13 protein-coding genes are annotated in these 16151 nt (G+C 75.9%); 11 read left to right on the forward strand and 2 right to left on the reverse strand.

Going from position 1 to position 16151, the window contains the following annotated elements:
- Positions 1-14: 14 nt before the first annotated feature.
- Complete coding sequence (locus ACF1AK_RS31085; RefSeq protein ID WP_391502191.1) at positions 15-908, reverse strand: HipA family kinase; 894 nt, start codon at positions 906-908, stop codon at positions 15-17.
- A 158-nt stretch (positions 909-1066) separates the two neighbouring features.
- Between ACF1AK_RS31085 and ACF1AK_RS31090 the strand changes: the two genes are divergently transcribed.
- The 9 genes from ACF1AK_RS31090 (at position 1067) to ACF1AK_RS31130 (ending at position 11790) form a co-directional block, all read left to right on the forward strand.
- On the forward strand, positions 1067-1507 hold the full coding sequence (locus ACF1AK_RS31090; protein ID WP_391502192.1) for an SRPBCC family protein: 441 nt from the start codon (positions 1067-1069) through the stop codon (positions 1505-1507).
- Between the two features lie 188 nt (positions 1508-1695).
- Positions 1696-2850, forward strand: a complete 1155-nt coding sequence (locus ACF1AK_RS31095) for a glycosyltransferase (protein ID WP_391502193.1) — start codon at positions 1696-1698, stop codon at positions 2848-2850.
- 333 nt (positions 2851-3183) lie between these two features.
- The gene (locus tag ACF1AK_RS31100) at positions 3184-4707 is read left to right on the forward strand and encodes an exopolysaccharide biosynthesis polyprenyl glycosylphosphotransferase (RefSeq protein ID WP_391502194.1); all 1524 of its coding nucleotides are present in this window, start codon (positions 3184-3186) and stop codon (positions 4705-4707) included.
- A gap of 8 nt (positions 4708-4715) precedes the next feature.
- The gene (locus ACF1AK_RS31105; protein ID WP_391502195.1) at positions 4716-6035 is read left to right on the forward strand and encodes an O-antigen ligase family protein; all 1320 of its coding nucleotides are present in this window, start codon (positions 4716-4718) and stop codon (positions 6033-6035) included.
- Positions 6032-7765 (forward strand): lipid II flippase MurJ, encoded by a 1734-nt coding sequence (locus ACF1AK_RS31110; protein ID WP_391502196.1) that lies wholly within the window; start codon positions 6032-6034, stop codon positions 7763-7765. Before ACF1AK_RS31105 ends, ACF1AK_RS31110 begins: the two co-directional genes overlap by 4 nt.
- The gene (locus ACF1AK_RS31115) at positions 7755-8690 is read left to right on the forward strand and encodes a polysaccharide deacetylase family protein (protein WP_391502197.1); all 936 of its coding nucleotides are present in this window, start codon (positions 7755-7757) and stop codon (positions 8688-8690) included. The genes ACF1AK_RS31110 and ACF1AK_RS31115 overlap by 11 nt, the downstream gene beginning before the upstream one ends.
- A 3-nt stretch (positions 8691-8693) precedes the next feature.
- Positions 8694-9818, forward strand: coding sequence for a glycosyltransferase (locus ACF1AK_RS31120; protein WP_391502198.1), 1125 nt, complete (start codon positions 8694-8696; stop codon positions 9816-9818).
- A 65-nt stretch (positions 9819-9883) separates the two neighbouring features.
- Positions 9884-10627 carry a hypothetical protein gene (locus ACF1AK_RS31125; RefSeq protein WP_391502199.1) on the forward strand — a complete coding sequence of 248 codons (744 nt, stop codon included), beginning with the start codon at positions 9884-9886 and terminating at the stop codon, positions 10625-10627.
- Positions 10624-11790 carry a GNAT family N-acetyltransferase gene (locus ACF1AK_RS31130; RefSeq protein WP_391502200.1) on the forward strand — a complete coding sequence of 389 codons (1167 nt, stop codon included), beginning with the start codon at positions 10624-10626 and terminating at the stop codon, positions 11788-11790. Before ACF1AK_RS31125 ends, ACF1AK_RS31130 begins: the two co-directional genes overlap by 4 nt.
- A 14-nt stretch (positions 11791-11804) precedes the next feature.
- Here the strand turns inward: ACF1AK_RS31130 and ACF1AK_RS31135 are convergent, their stop codons facing one another.
- Positions 11805-12932 carry a glycoside hydrolase family 26 protein gene (locus ACF1AK_RS31135; RefSeq protein ID WP_391502201.1) on the reverse strand — a complete coding sequence of 376 codons (1128 nt, stop codon included), beginning with the start codon at positions 12930-12932 and terminating at the stop codon, positions 11805-11807.
- Between the two features lie 399 nt (positions 12933-13331).
- Here ACF1AK_RS31135 and ACF1AK_RS31140 point away from each other — a divergent pair, with 399 nt between their 5' ends.
- Entirely contained in the window at positions 13332-14255 is a 924-nt protein-coding gene (locus ACF1AK_RS31140) for a hypothetical protein (RefSeq protein WP_391502202.1), read from the forward strand.
- Positions 14256-14464: 209 nt separating this feature from the next.
- Positions 14465-16063, forward strand: a complete 1599-nt coding sequence (abc-f, locus tag ACF1AK_RS31145; RefSeq protein WP_380287685.1) for a ribosomal protection-like ABC-F family protein — start codon at positions 14465-14467, stop codon at positions 16061-16063.
- Positions 16064-16151: the final 88 nt, after the last annotated feature.

Consider the following 16151-nt stretch of genomic DNA (forward strand, 5'->3'; position numbering starts at 1 on the left):
CCGGCGCCGCCGGCTCACTCGAAGTGGTGCTCCCAGACCGTCTCCACCGACGGCTTGCCGTGCAGGTCCGGCACCTCCTGCAGCCAGGCCGGCCGCCCCGCCCTGGTCCGCGCCGCCCGCCGCCGCTCCGCCTCGCGCAGCTGCTCGGGGGTGGAGAACCCCTCCGGCAGCCACTCGGCGGAGAGCACCGCCCGCGCCGCCAGGTGGTTCACATAGGCGCGGCGCAGCTCCCCGACCGAGCCGAAGCCCGGCTCGTCCGCCAGCCAGGCGTCCGGCACCAGCGCCACCACCTCCTCCAGCAGCCCGACGGTGACCTGCGGCCCGAGCTCCTCGTCGGCCAGCCGGACGTCCGGGTGGTACCCGCCGAGGGCGTGGGCGCTGAGGTCGTACCGCTTTCCGACGGAGGCCTCGGCGGCGGACCAGCGGTGGTGGAAGACCAACGCGGCGCCGTTGTCGATCAGCCACAGCTTCCGGTGCCAGACCATGAGGTTGGGGTTGTGCACCGTCCGGTCGACGTTCCCGGTGAGCGCGTCCAGCCAGACCACCCGGCCGGCCTCGACCGGGTCGACCTCGATCATGCCGGGCCGGAAGTCGCGGGCGCCGGGCAACAGGTCCATGCCGAGGTTGATCCCGTGGCTGGCCCGCAGGATGTCCTGGATCTCGGGGTCCGGCTCGCCGTCGGCGACCGCCGGGTCGAAGTCCACCAGCCGCAGCTCGGGCACCGGCAGGCCGAGCCGGCGCGCCAGCTCGCCGACGATCACCTCCGCCGCCAGCGCCTTGCGGCCCTGGGCGGCCCCGGTGAACTTCACCACGTAGGTGCCCAGGTCGTCGGTCTCCACCACGCCGGGGACGGAACCGCCGGCCCGCAGCGGGTCGACGTAGCGCACTGCTGTCACCTGTTCGAGCACATCCGCCACCCTAACGCCCGCTCCGTCCGGGAGGGCGCCGCCCGCCGCCGGCGGTCCGCTGTGATTGGCTTGCCGGTACCACCCGGACGACACCCCGGCCCGGACGACCGTGGGCCGGACGACCGCACGCCGGACGACCGTACAAGGAGAGCACGACCATGGGACAGGTGCAGGCCACCACCGAGCGGGTCTACGACGCGGCCCCCGAGCGGGTGTACGAGGCCCTGGCCGACTACCAGGTGACCCGCCCCAAGCTGCTGCCCGAGCAGTACAGCGAGTACGAGGTCCGGGTCGGCGGCACCGGCGCGGGCACCCAGGTGCACTGGAAGCTCCAGGCCACCGAGAAGCGGATCCGCGACTGCCTGTTCACCGTCTCGTCCCCGCGTCCGGACCAGCTGGTGGAGAAGGACGCCAACTCCAGCATGGTGATCACCTGGACCGTCGCGGCGGCCGGCGAGGGCCGGACCAAGGTCACCGTCACGGCCACCTGGCAGGGGGCGACCGGCATCGGCGGCTTCTTCGAGCGGACCTTCGCGCCCAAGGGCCTCAACCGGATCCACGACCAGGTGCTCGCCAACCTGGCCGCCGAGGTGCGCTGAGCCCCGCCCGGGTTCCGCCGGAGCCCGCCGGAGTTCCGTCCTTCTGGACCTCCCCCTCAACTCGTCCAGGAATTCGACGAGTTCGTCCACCCGTACGAGCGGCGCGCCGTACGGGTGGACGCCCCGCCACCTGCGGGTGACGAGGCCTCCGCGCGCGGCGCGGCCACCCTAGGCTCGCCGCCGTGCATATGACGATCCTTCACATCTCGCAGCCCGTCGACGGCGGAGTGGCCCGCGTCGTGGCCGACCTGGTCCGCGGCCAGCGCGAGGCCGGCCACCGGGTGCTGGTCGCCTGCCCGCGCGGCGGCCGGCTCGCCGAGGAGGCCGCCGCCGTGGGCGCGCTGGTCCAGGACTGGCCGGCCCGTCGCCCGCCCGGCGCCACCACCGCGGCCGAGGCCTGGCGGCTGCGCCGGATCGTCCGGGCCGCCGCGCCCGACGTGCTCCACCTGCACAGCGCCAAGGCCGGACTCGCCGGCCGGCTGGCCGTGCGCGGCGCGGTGCCGACCGTCTTCCAGCCGCACGCCTGGTCCTTCGCCGCCGTGGACGGCCCGCTCGCCGCGGCCACCCAGCGCTGGGAGCGCTACGCGACCCGCTGGGCGCACCGGCTGCTCTGCGTCTCCGTCCAGGAGCGGACCGACGGCGTCGCGGCCGGCCTGCACGCCGACTGGGCGGTGGTGCCCAACGGCGTGGACGTGCGCCACTACGCGCCCGCCGACCGCCGGGCCGCCCGGATCGCACTGGGCCTGGAGCCGGCCGGGCCGCTCGCGGTCTGCGTGGGCCGGCTCTGCCGCCAGAAGGGCCAGGACGTGCTGCTCACCGCCTGGCCCGAGGTGCGCCGCCGGGTGCCGGGGGCCAGGCTGGCGCTGGTCGGCGGCGGCCCGGACGGGGCCCGGCTGGCCGCCATGGTCCGGGAGAGCGCCGAGGGTTCCAGGGTCCGGCTGGTCGGGGACGTCGCGGACCCGCGGCCCTGGCTGGCCGCGGCCGACCTGGTGGTGCTGCCCTCGCGCTGGGAGGGCATGGCGCTGGCCCCGCTGGAGGCGATGGCCTGCGGGCGGCCGGTGCTGCTGACCGATGTGCCCGGGGCCCGGGAGTGCCTGCCGCCGTCCGAACGCGCGTCCGCGCTGGTGCCCCCGGAGGACGTGTCCGCGCTCATCACCCGGATGGCGGAAGCGTTGTCCGATCCGATCGAGTGCGAGCGACGCGGCACCCGGCTGCGTGAGCACGCCGCGGCCCGTCATGACGTTCGATCGGTGGTCGAACAGGTCGACGCGCTCTACCGCGACCTGCTGGGGGCCGGCCGGGTGCCCGGGCGGCGCCGCGCCCGTGTCCCGCAGCGGATCTGATCGTTTCACATGCCGTGAATGCCCCGCCGCCTCGGCGCTGCCGTATTCGCACCCTCCACCGGTTGTGGACGAGGGCCAAATCAGACATACCTATTAATGGGCGGCTGGAATGAAACGGCAAGTCAACTTCCAGCATTCAAGGCGGTTTTCGGTAACGTCTGATTTTGCCTGCTTCGTTTCGATTTCACGCCGGGAATTCGCGAGAAAACCGAAAGTCGCCAGCGGTAGCAGGTGCTGTCAGGACCGCGCTCACCGGGCCTGGACGGCCGCGCCGGGCCACCCCGTGCCGGAGCGCCGTCACCCCGGGCACACAGCAGGGGAGTTCGTCCGCCGATGACCATTGACCACGACAGCGTGCCACGGCCCGGTCGCCCCCTGTCCGGCCCGCGCCGCCCCGCCACCGGGCTGCTCGACCGCCCGACGCGCTCCGCCCAGGTCCGCAGCGCCCCGCCGGCCCGCCGGCACCGCCGCCCGGTCCGCTCCCGGCTCGCGCTGCCCGCCGCCCTGGTCGCCGTCGACGCGCTCGCCCTCTGCACCGCCACCGGCACCGCCAACCGCGCCCTCGACCCCGCCGTGCGGGTCGCACCCCTGCTCGGCGTCGCCGCCCTGCTGCCCCTGCTGATCCTGCTCAACCTGGCCGGCGGCCTCTACCGCGCCCGGCTCACCCTCTCGGTGCTCGACGAACTGCCCGCCCTCACCGCCCGGGCCCTGGTCGCCACCGCCTTCGCCATCAGCCTGGCCGGCTGCCTGGAAGGCCACTGGCCCGCCTCCGGCCCCGCCACCCCGGCCCGGCTCACCGTCCTGCTCGGCACCCAGCTGGTGCTCGCCGTCTGCGGCCGCGCCGTCCTCTACCACCTGGTGCGCCGGGTCCGGCGCAACCGCCCCAGCCCGGTCCTGGTGCTCGGCGCCGGCCGGCTCGGCCGCCGGGTCGCCGCCGCCCTCAGCGAGCGCGGCGAGTACGGGATGCGGCCGGTCGGCTTCCTCGACGCCGACCCGCCGCTGTTCGCCGGCGACACCGACCTGCCCGTGCTCGGCGGCCGGGAGGTCCTGGAGCGGGAGGTCCGCCGCCACCGCGTCCACCACGTGGTCGCCACCGCCGGCGCCGCCGACGAGGCCGAGACCGCCGCCACCCTGCGCGACGCCGCCCGGCTCGGCTGCCAGGTCTGGCTGGTCCCCGCGCTGCGCGAGTACGGCTCGCTCGCCGCCGGGCGGCTGGCCGGCGCCGACCACGTCTGGGGCTTCCCCTGCCTGCCGGTCGGCCGCGCCGCGATGCGCCGCCCCGGCTGGGCCGCGAAGCGCACCCTGGACGTCACCGCCGCCGCGATCGGCCTGCTCCTGCTCGCCCCCGTCCTCGCCCTGTGCGCGCTCGCCGTCCGCTTCGACACCGGCCCCGGCGTCCTGTTCCGCCAGCAGCGCACCGGGCTCGACGGCCGCGTCTTCACCCTCCTCAAGTTCCGCACCCTGCGCCCGAGCAACGAGCACGAGTCCGCCACCCGCTGGAACATCTCCCAGGACCACCGGATGGGCACCGTCGGGCGGCTGATGCGCCGCAGCTCCCTCGACGAGCTCCCGCAGCTGTGGAACGTGCTGCGCGGCGACATGAGCCTGGTCGGCCCGCGGCCCGAACGCCCCTACTTCGTCATGCGGTTCAGCCAGGCCTACCCCGAGTACGCGGACCGCCACCGCGTCCCGGTCGGCCTCACCGGCCTCGCCCAGGTCAACGGCCTGCGCGGGGACACCTCGATCGAGGACCGGGCCCGCTTCGACAACCGCTACATCGAGAGCTGGAGCCTCTGGCAGGACGTCAAGATCCTGTGCCGCACCGCGGCCCTCATGCTCCACCCGGACGGGAGCTGATCAACGCCGTGGCCCTGACCCTCGCCGCACCCCCGCGCCCCGCCGGGCTGTTACGGCGCGCGGGGGGCGTCGTCCACCGGCGCCCCAGCCTGGTGGCCGCGGCCACCGTGCTGCTGGTCTGCGTCCCCACCGGGGAGAAGGACGTCGCCGCCGCCGTCCACGTCACCGCCGCCGACCTCGCCTCGCTCGCCCTGGTCGCGCTCACCGCCGTGCACCTGCTGCGCGGCCGCACCCCCGCGATCGGCCGCGGCGACGCCGTCCGGTTCGGCGCGGTCGTGCTCGCCGCCGCCGTCGCCACCGTCGGCTCGACCGACCCCGCGACCAGCCTCACCGGCTTCGTCCGGCTCACCCAGGTCTTCGTGCTCGTCCCGGCCGCCGTGCTGTGCGCCCTGCGCGACCGCACCGACCAGCGGCTCGTCCTCGGCTCCTTCGTGGCCGCCGCCCTGGTCCAGGGCGTGGTCGGCGCCCACCAGTTCCTCACCGGCACCGGCGCCTCCTACACCGGCCGCCCGATCCGCGCCGTCGGCACCTTCGGCGCCCTGGACATCATGGCGATGTCCACCGTCGTCAGCTACGGCCTGCTCGCGGCCCTCGCCCTCGCCGTCGCCGAACGGGGGCCGGACGGCAACGCCCGGCTGCGGCGGGCCCTGTTCGCGGCCGCCGCGTTCCTCGTCCTGCCGCTCGCCGTCTCCTTCAGCCGCGGCAGCTGGATCGCCACCGCCGTGGCCGCCGCCGTCCTGCTGCTGCGCGCCGACGCCCGGCTCGCCGTGCGCGGCGCCGTCCTCGCCACGGCCGCCGCCGTCGTCCTGGTCGGCGGGTTCGGCCTCGGCGGCTCCGGCGTCACCGCCCGGCTCACCTCGATCGGCTCCGTCTCCGAGGCCCCCGACCAGTCGGTCTCCGACCGCTACGACCTGTGGGCCACCGCTGGGCGGATCTGGCAGGACCACCCCGTCTCCGGCGCCGGCCCCAAGGCCTTCCAGCGCCTGCGCGACAGCCACGCCCCGCTGCGGCTCTCCTCCGGCAGCGACGCCGCCGACGCCACCATCGGCTTCCAGCGCGAACCGCTGCTCTCCCCGCACAACATGTACTTCCTGGTGCTCAGCGAGCAGGGCCTCATCGGCATCGCCGCCTACGGCCTGCTCCTCCTCGGCCTGCTCCTCGGCTGCCTGCGCACCGCCCGCGGCCCCGGCCTCGCCGCCCTCGCCCTGCTGACCTGGGTCCTGGTCGACTTCCTCTACGCCGACATCGGCGGCACCACCACCGTGCTGACCTCGGTCGTCCTCGGCCTCGCCGCCCGTGCCGCGCGTCCCCGCGAGGCGGTCGCATGACCACGGACCGGCCCACCGCGCTCGGCTCCCCGGCGCTGCCCGCCCCCCGGCCCGCGCCGGCCGCCGCCGCGCCCGCCGCCGGCCCGCGCCGCGGCTTCCTCGCCAGGGCCTTCGGCGTCACCGCCGTCCTCAGCGCCGCCGGCTCCGCCCTCGGCCTGCTCCGCGACCTGCTGCTCGCCCGCTACTTCGGCGCCAACCAGGGCACCGACGCGTTCCTGGTCGCCTGGACCGTCCCCGAGACCGCCGCACCGCTGCTCATCGAGGACGCCATGTCCTTCCTCATGGTGCCCGCCTTCGCGCTCGCCCTGGTGCTCCGCGAGGAACGCCCCGACGGCCCCGACCCGGTCCGCCAGCTGGTCCGCGCCACCCTGCCCTGGCTGCTGCTCGCCCTCTCCACCCTCTCGCTGGGCGCCGCGCTCGGCGCCCCCCGGCTGGTCGGCCTGCTCGCCCCCGGCCTCGCCGACCCCCGGCTCGCCGTCACCTGCACCCGGATCACCGCGATCACCGTGCTGCCGTTCGGCGTGGCCGGCTACCTCGCCGCCGCCCTGCGCGCCCACCACCGGTTCACCGCCCCGGCCGGCATCTACGTCGCCTACAACCTCGGCATCCTCGGCGTGCTGCTCACCTGCCACGCGCTCTGGGGCGTCCGGGCCGCCGCGATCGGCGTGGCCTTCGGCGGCCTGCTGATGGCCGGCCTGCTGGTCGGGCCGTTCCTGCGCCGGCTGCGGGGCGGCGGCGGACGCCCGGCCCGCGGCCGGCGCTCGCGCAACGCCCTGGTGCTGATCCCGCTCGCCCTGCTGCCGGTCGGCGTGTTCACCCTGACCCGCCAGGCCCAGGTCTTCATCGAGCGGTTCCTCGGCTCGGCGCTGCCGCCCGGCACCATCTCGCACCTCAACTACGCGGCCAAGGTCTCCCAGCTGGCCATGACCGCCGGGATCCTGATCTGCACCGTCACCTTCCCGCTGGTCGCCCGGGCGCTCGCCGCCGGGGACGTCACCGCCGCCCGCGACCGGGTGGAGAAGGACCTCGGCCAGGCGGCGGCCGTCGTCCTGCTCGGCACCGCCTTCCTGATGGCCTGCGCGCCCTCGGTGGTCGCGCTGCTCTTCGAACGCGGCGCCTTCGGCCCCCGGGACACCGCCGCCACCGCCGCCGTCATCCGGGTCTACAGCTTCGGCCTGCTCGCCCAGGCCCTGATCGGGGTGATGATCCGCCCCTACTTCTCGCTGCGCCCGGTGGTGCGCCGGGCCGGCGACCCCAGCCCCGAGGACGGCGGGCGCCGGCTGCTCGACTGGTACCCGGCCGCCGCCATGGCCTTCGGCCTGGTCGTCACCGTCCTCGTCGGCGTGCTCGCCACCCCCCGGTTCGGCGCCCTGGGCCTGGCCGCCGGCAACGCGGCCGGCATCACCGCCACTGCGGCGCTGCTGCTGCACGGCCTGGTGCTGCGCGGCATCCCGCTGCGGCTGCGGCGGGTCCTCGGCGGCCACGCCCGGCTGCTGGCCGCGGCCGCCGGCGCCGCCGCGCTCGGCACGCCCGCCGCCGGTCTGGCCGCCGACCCCCTGCTGTCCACCGCGCTCGGTGGTCTCACCGTCGCGCTGGCCTTCGCCGCCCTGGGCACCGGCCTCGGAGCCCGCGAGGTGCGGGGCCCGGTCCGGGCCGCCCTGCGGGTCCTGGGACCGGTCCCAGGACCGTCTCCTGTCGCCGATGAAGGGAAGCCTCCCCATGGATGCTGAACGGGGATCAGTCCGGTCGGTCCCGTCCGGTGTGCGCGGCCCCGCCGCACCGGTGGCCGGCGGCCCGCGCACCGAGCTGCCACGGGCCGACGCACCACGGACCGGCGCGCCGCCCTCCGGCCTGCGCAGACCCCCGGCCCGGCTGCCCGGGAGCCGGCGGCCGCTGCCCGAGGCGCCGGTCACCGGGACCACCTCGCCGTGGATCCTGATGTACCACTCGGTGGCGGTCGAGAAGGAGGACCCCTACCAGCTGACCGTCAGCCCCGAGCGGTTCGCCGAGCAGATCGCCTGGCTGCACCGGCGCGGGCGGCGCGGCGTCTCGGTGCGGGAGCTGATGCGGGCCAGGGCGGCCGGGCGGGCCGAGGACCTGGTCGGCCTCACCTTCGACGACGGCTACGCCGACTTCGCCCGCCACGCCGTCCCGATTCTCCAGGCGTACGGCTTCACCGCCACCGCGTACGTGGTCGCCGACCTGCTCGGCCGCGCCAACGACTGGGACAGCGAGGGCCCCCGCAAGACCCTGCTCACCGTGCAGGAGGTCACCGACCTCGCCGCCGCGGGCTGGGAGATCGGCTCGCACGGACTCGGCCACCAGGCGCTGACCGGCCTGCCCGCCGACGTGCTCGCCGCCCAGACCCGGGAGAGCCGGCGGGTCCTGGAGGAGGTGGTCGGCGGCCCGGTCACCGGCTTCTGCTACCCGTACGGCGCGGTCGACGCGGCCGCCGCCCAGGCCGTGCGGGACGCCGGGTACGACTACGCCTGCGCGATCGCGCACTCCCCGCTGACCGGCCGCTTCGCGCTGCCCCGCTGCTACGTCGGCGACCGCGACGGCGCCTGGCGCCTGCGCGCCAAGCGCGGCCGCCACCGCCTGCGCGACACCGTCGCCGAACTGCGCCAGCGGGCGGGCAAGCGGGCGGGCGGCTGACCGGTGAGGGTTCTGCACATCGTCACGGGGCTCTCCTCCGGGGGAGCGGAGCGCCAGCTCCCCCCGCTGCTGCGCCATCTGCCGGCGCACCAGCACTGCGAGGTGCTCGCGCTGACCAACCCCGGCGCGGTGGCCGACGCGCTGCGCGCCGAGGGGGTCACCGTCCACCACCTCGGCATGCGCGGCAACCGGGACGCCGGCGCGCTGCCCCGGCTGGTCGGCCGGGTCCGGGCCGGGCGCTACGACCTGGTGCACACCCACCTCTTCCGGGCCGGGCTGTACGGCCGGCTCGCCGCCCGGCTGGCCGGGGTGCGGGCGGTGGTCGCCACCGAGCACTCGCTGCACGCCGGGGTGATCGAGGGCCGCCCGGTCACCCGCGGCGTCAAGGGCCTCTACCTGGCCGCCGAACGCCTCGGCACCACCACCGTCGCGGTCTCCCGGCAGGTCGCCCGGACCCTCCACTCCTGGGGCGTCCCGCCGGAGCGGGTGGAGCTGATCCCGAACGGCATCGACGCCGCCCGCTTCCGGCGCCCGCCCGCCGACCGGGCCGCCACCCGCGCCCGGACCCGCGCCGCACTCGGCCTGCCGCCGGACAGCTGGGTGATCGGCGGGATCGGCCGGCTGGTCCCGGGCAAGCGCTTCCACGTCCTGCTGGAGGCGCTGGCCGGGCTGGACGGCACGGCCCGCCTGGTACTGGTCGGCGAGGGCCCCGAGCGGTCGGCCCTGGAGCGGCGGGCCGCCGCCCTCGGCGTCCGGGACCGCCTGGTGCTCACCGGCGAGCGCGACGACGTGCCCGAGCTGCTCACCGCCCTGGACGTGCTCGCCGCCCCCTCCACCGAGGAGACCTTCGGCCTCGGCGTGCTGGAGGGGCTCGCCGCCGGTCTGCCGGTGCGTCACAGCGCCTGCCCGGCGCTGGACGAGCTGCCGCCCGGCGCCGCCCCGCAGGCCCGCCGGATCCCCTCCGGGGCCGCCGCCTACACGGCCGCGCTGCGCGAGCTGCGCGATCGTCGCGGCCTCGGCGGCCCCGGCCCCGACCCGCTGCCCCGGCCCGCCGCGGTCGGCCACTACGACATCGTCCGGGTGGCCGCCGACCTCGGCGCCCTCTACGACCGGCTGGCCCGGGCGTGAGCCGGCAGCACCCCCGCCGCCACCGGGCCGCCGGCCGGGCGGCCCGCACAGCCAAGGAGTTCCCCATGACCGAACCGCGCAGAATCGCCCGCCGGCTGGTCGGCCGCTGGTGGCCGGTGGTCCTCGCGGTGCCGCTGGGCGCCGTGGCCGGCGCCGGGTACGCCGTCGTCGCCCACCCCTCGTACGCCGCCAACTCCTATGTGATCGTGGTGCCCGAGACCCCGGGCGAGACCGTCGCCGCGGTCAACTTCGCCCAGGCGTACGGCCGGCTGGCCGGTCAGCCGCAGGTGCTGGCGACGGCCGCCGCCGAGACCGGGCACCGCACGGCCGAGCTGGCGTCCCTGGTGCACGGCACCACCTCGCCGGACGCCCCGATGATCGAGATCACCGGCACCGGCCCCCGGCCCGAGGAGGCCGTCCGGGCGGCGGAGGCGGTGTCCCGTTCGCTGGTCGCCTTCGCCAACACCAGCAGCCGGGAGACCGGCGTGCGGCTGGTGCCGCTGGCCGCCGCCGCGGAGCCGGAGCGGCCGACCACGCCGTCCGGGAAGCTGGACGTCGCGGTCGGCGGCTCGGCCGGGGTGCTGATCGGCGCGCTGGTGATGATGACCCGCCGTCGCAGGGCCGCGCCGACCGGGAGCGCCGCCGGGGAGCCGGACATCACGGAGGCCGCCGCCGCGGAGCCCGCCGCCGGGGAGCCGGACACCGCGGAGGCCGCCGCCGGGGAGCCGGACACCACGGAGCCCGCCGCCGGGCCCGCGCCCGAACTCGCCGGGGCCGGGGCCGGGGCGGGCGCCGGGAGCAAGCGATGAGCACCGGGGCCGCCGCGCCCGCCGCCGGCCTCCCCGCCCCGGCCCGCTCCTCGCGCTGGACCACCGAACTGCACCGCGAGGACGACGCCCTCGACGCCGTGGCCGGGGAGTGGGACGACCTGGTGGCCCGCTGCCGGACGGCGACCTTCTTCCAGTCGGCCGCCTGGCAGTGCTCCTGGTGGCGCCAGTACGGCACCCCCGGCGCGCTGCTGGTGGTCCTGGTGCGCCGGGACGGCCGGCTGGTCGGCGCGGGCGCGTTCCACCGGCGCGGCGGACCGTTCGGCGGCCTGACCGGCCTCGGCGCCGGGCTGATCGACTTCACCGACGTCCTGCTCGACGACGACTGCGCCGACCGCGCCGCCGCCGAGTTCGCCGCCGCCCTGCCGCTCACCCGCCCCTGGCACAGCCTGGAGCTGCGCGAGGTGCGTCCGGAGGCCGCCGTCCAGCGGGTGTTCGAGCAGTGGCACGGCCGCCGCCGCCGGTTCCCCGACTCGCTCTGCCAATACCTGCCGGCCGCCCCGATGGACGAGTTGCTCAAGCGGGTGCCGGGCCGGACCGCCCAGCGCAGCCGGGTCAAGCTGCGCAAGATCGCCGAGTCCGGCGTGGAGGTGCGCGCGACCGCTCCGCAGGAGGTGCCGCAGGCGCTGGACGGGCTGCTGCGGCTGCACGTCCTGCAGTGGCAGGAGCGCGGTGTCACCCCGGAGCACCGCACCGAGCGGTTCCGCCGGCACCTCACCGAGTCCACCGTCGGGCTGGTCGCCACCGGCCGCGCGGCCGTCCACCGGTTCTGGCTGGACGGCGAGCTGGTGGCGGTCGACCTGGTGCTGCTCTGCCCCTCCTTCAGCGGCCTCTACCTGTACGGCGCGCACCCGGCGCTGCGGGAGCGGCTGGACATCGCCGGCCTGCTGTTCGGCGCCGCGCTGGACGAGACGCTGGGCGCGGGGATCCCGGTGATAAGCCTGCTGCGCGGCCAGGAGCCGTACAAGCAGCGCTGGCGTCCGGACCAGCTGCCCAACCAGCGGCTGCTGTTCGGTCCGCGCGGGGCGGCCCCGACGGCCGCGGCCCGCAGCGGGGCGGTGCGCGCCCGGCGGGCCGCGGTGCACCTGCTCGCGACCCGTGCGCCGCGGCTCAAGGAAGCGCTCGCCGCCCGCCGCCGGAACTGACCGGCGCGGCCCCGCTACCGCGCCCCGGGGCCGGGTGGCACCGGGGCGGCGGGGGCTGCCGGGGGCGTCGGCGCCCCCGGGGCCGGGGTGGGGGCCGGGGCCGGCGCTCCGGGGGAGCCCGTCATGAGCAGGCGGAACCGCTCGCTGGAGCGCGGGTTGCGGTCGCACTGCCAGAAGCCGTGCGGACAGTAGTCGGTGACGGTCTGGTACGCGGTGTCGTGGGTGCGGATCCACTCCACCATCCGCTGCACGAACTCCGGGTTGTCCCCGTTGCGGAACAGCCCCCACTCGGGGTACGAGACCTGCTTGCCGCGCTTGGCCGCGAACTCGACCTGGTCCTGCAGCCCGTAGGGCTCGCGCACGTAGTCGTCGAAGGTGCCGCCGGCCGGCTGGTCGTAGTTGTCCATGCCGATGATGTCGACCACGTCGTCGCCCGGGTAGCACTTGGTCCACGGGATCGCGTCCAGCCCCCGGTTGGGCGCGAAGTCGAAGCGGAACCGCTGCCCGGGCACCGAGCGCATCACCGTGACGATCCGCCGCCAGTAGGTCTTCCAGGCGGCCGGGTCGGGCTTGCAGCGGTGGGTGTAGGTGACACCGTTCATCTCCCAGCCGAGGGTGAGCACGGTGTCGGCGCCGCCGAGGGCCACCAGCCGGCGGGCCAGCTTCAGGAAGTGCCGGTCGAAGTCGCCGCGGGCGCCCTGGCCGAGCAGCGCGGCCACCTCGCCGTCCGGCACGTCCGCCTCACTGGGCGCCAGCATCGGCACGCCGAGCACGAGCATCCGGGACGGCTCGGCCAGCCGCCACTGCGACCACATCGCGAGCACCATCGGCTCGCCCTCGATGTCGGCCCAGCCGTTGCCCGCCAGATAGGTGTGCCCGACCTGGAGGTTGGCGTCGCCGAGCCACTGGGCGTACCGGCCGATCTGCGGGATGTAGGTGTCCCAGGAGCCGACGAAGGCCCCGAACGGCGGTTCGTGCGCCGGGCGCTGGACCGCCGGGCGGGGGGCCGCGCCGTGCGGGGCGACGGCGTCGGAGGAGAGGGCGTGCCGCTCGGTCTGGCCCAGCGGTGTCCCGGCGGGCACGCTGGCGGTGGCGAGCAGCAGCAGGGTGGCGGCGGCCAGCGCCAGGCGGCCGAATCGCATGGTCTCTCCTCGGGCGGCGGCCCCCGGACGGTGCCACGGGCGGGGCGGAGCAGGGCGGGGCGGAGCGGGGAGGACACGCTGCGTGGCGGATCCCTCGCCGACAGTAGGGCCGGGCGGGCGGGGAAAAGCCGAATGTCACCCTAAAGTGGGCGATATTCGAACGCCGTCCGGAGCCGTCCGGCGTGTGCCGTGTATCACCTCCGTAACAGTCCTCGGGCCCCCGGTCGCCCTACCGGGGCGCCCCGGGCCGGGGCCGGGCGGGGCGGCGCGGGGCCCGACGGCGCAGGTCGCCGGGCGGGCGCGCGAGGGTCGCGGGGAACCGGCGGACGGGGTTCGGCCGTTCGGCCGTACGGGAAAGCCCGGCTGACTCGCGCGGGCGGCGAAAGGTACGCTCCGCCCGTGTCCTGGAAGTCGCGTGCCCTCAGCCCCCGATCGATCCTCCCTGCCCTGGCGGTGCTGCTGGTCCTTGTGGCGGGCGCCGCCGCACACGCCAACAAGCCGGTCCCGTTCGGCGACCGGGTGGCCGCGAAGGGCGTCGCGGACACCAGCGCCGATCCCACGGCCGCACTGGACGCGGCCGACCTGGAGCTGCGGGTCGGCCCGGGCCTGGAGGCCTACCACCGGGCCACCGGCGAGCACGCCTGGTCCTACCAGCGGGAGGGCGCCACCGCGCTCCACCTGTCGATGGCCGGCGAGAACGCCGTGGTGGTCTGGGACGACGGCCTGGTCACCTCGGTGCGGCCCGGCGACCAGCAGGTGCGCTGGCACCGCGCGGTGCCCGGCCTGGCCGACTGGCTGCGCGGCGCGGGCGAGCCCGGCGCCGACAAGCGCACCGAGGAGCAGCGCAAGCAGCTGGCCGCCGAGCGGGCCGCGGCCGCGCTGCGCACCGTCCGGGAGTCCACGCCCTGGGTGGCGGTGGTCACACCGGAGCTGACGATGGGTTTCCGGGACGCCGACGGTGACCTGCGCTACAACTCCAAGCCGGCCGGCAACTGCGTCTACGACCCGGAGCGCACGGTGGCCACCGACTTCGCGGTGCTGGTGCCGCGCACCTGCACCAACAGCACCGGGCAGCCGGTCTCCGGCGGGATCTCCGGCTACCGGCTGGACAGCAGCGGCTGGCAGCTCAACGCGGGCCCCGGGGTCGAGATGAAGGCGCTGGACGCGCGCCGGGTGCTGATCACGGACGGACCGATCGTCACGCCGAAGGTCTTCGACACCTGGGCGGCGGCGCCCGAGGCGGCCTGCGGCAGCCCGGCCGAGCCGTTCGCCGCCGTGCGCCCGGTCGGCAGCTGCGGCGACGACGGCGCCCGGCCGCAGTAGCGCCGGGCCCGGGGGCCGGGCGGGAATTCTCCCGGGACCGCCCGCGCGGCCCGGTAGACTAGCCGCCATGGCTGATTTCTCCGGGGTATGACGGGCGAGCGGCGCCGCCCCCGCGCGGTCCTGCAGAGCCCCGTCGACGACCCCCTTCCCCGTCCCGGGTCCGGACCGCGTCCGGTCGCCCGCCCACGTCCCAGGAGTAGTACCCAGCCATGATTTCCGCCAACGGCCTCGAACTGCGTGCCGGCGCCCGGATCCTGATCGAGTCGGCGAGCTTCAAGGTCGCCCCCGGCGACCGGATCGGTCTGGTCGGGCGCAACGGCGCCGGGAAGACCACGCTCACCAAGGTGCTGGCCGGCGAGGGCATTCCGGCCGCCGGCACGGTGACCCGTTCGGGCGAGGTCGGCTACCTGCCGCAGGACCCGCGCACCGGCGACCTCGACGTGCTGGCCAAGGACCGCATCCTCTCCGCCCGCGGCCTGGACAGCGTGCTGCGCAAGATGCGCGAGAACGAGGAGCGGATGGCGAACGGCAAGGGCGCCACCCGCGAGAACGCGATGAAGAAGTACGCGCGCCTGGAGACCGAGTTCCTCACCAAGGGCGGGTACGCCGCCGAGGCCGAGGCCGCGACCATCGCCGCCGCACTGGGCCTGCCGGACCGCATCCTCAACCAGCAGCTGCACACCCTCTCCGGCGGTCAGCGCCGCCGCGTCGAGCTGGCCCGGATCCTGTTCTCCGACTCCGACGTGCTGCTGCTCGACGAGCCGACCAACCACCTCGACGCCGACTCGATCGCCTGGCTGCGGGACTTCCTGAAGACCTACAAGGGCGGCTTCATCGTCATCTCGCACGATGTCGACCTGGTCGAGACGGTCGTCAACAAGGTCTTCTACCTGGACGCCAACCGCTCCGCGATCGACGTCTACAACATGGGCTGGAAGCAGTACCAGCAGCAGCGCGAGGACGACGAGAAGCGCCGCAAGCGCGAGCGGGCCAACGCCGAGAAGAAGGCCGCCACGCTGAACGCGCAGGCGGACAAGATGCGCGCCAAGGCGACCAAGACGGTGGCCGCGCAGAACATGGCCCGCCGGGCGGAGAAGCTGCTGGCCGGTCTGGAGACGGTGCGGGCCAACGACAAGGTCGCCAAGCTGCGCTTCCCGGACCCGGCGCCGTGCGGCAAGACCCCGCTCACCGCCAGCGACCTGTCCAAGTCCTACGGCTCGCTGGAGATCTTCGCCGGCGTCGACCTGGCGATCGACCGCGGCTCGCGGGTCGTCGTGCTGGGCCTCAACGGCGCGGGCAAGACCACCCTGCTGCGGATGCTGGCCGGGGTGGAGAAGCCGGACACCGGCGAGGTGATCCCGGGCCACGGCCTGAAGATCGGCTACTACGCCCAGGAGCACGAGACGCTGGACGCGGAGCGCACGGTCCTGGAGAACATGCGCTCGGCGGCGCCGGACATGGACCTGGTCCAGGTCCGCAAGATCCTCGGCTCCTTCCTGTTCTCCGGCGACGACGTCGACAAGCCGGCCGGGGTGCTCTCCGGCGGCGAGAAGACCCGGCTCGCGCTGGCCACCCTGGTGGTCTCCAGCGCCAACGTCCTGCTGCTGGACGAGCCGACCAACAACCTGGACCCGGCCAGCCGCGAGGAGATCCTCGGCGCGCTGCACGAGTTCTCCGGTGCGGTCGTGCTGGTCACCCACGACGAGGGCGCGGTCGACGCGCTCCAGCCGGAGCGGATCATCCTGCTCCCGGACGGCGTCGAGGACCTCTGGAGCCCGGCCTACGCGGACCTGGTCACGCTGGCCTGATCCCGTGCCGCACAGGCCCGGTCGTCCGTACGGGCGACCGGGCCTTCGCCTTCCCGTCCGGCCGGGGCTAGACGCGAACTCCGTTCTT

It is taken from the genome of Kitasatospora sp. NPDC015120 (assembly GCF_043080305.1).
GTDB lineage: Bacteria > Actinomycetota > Actinomycetes > Streptomycetales > Streptomycetaceae > Kitasatospora.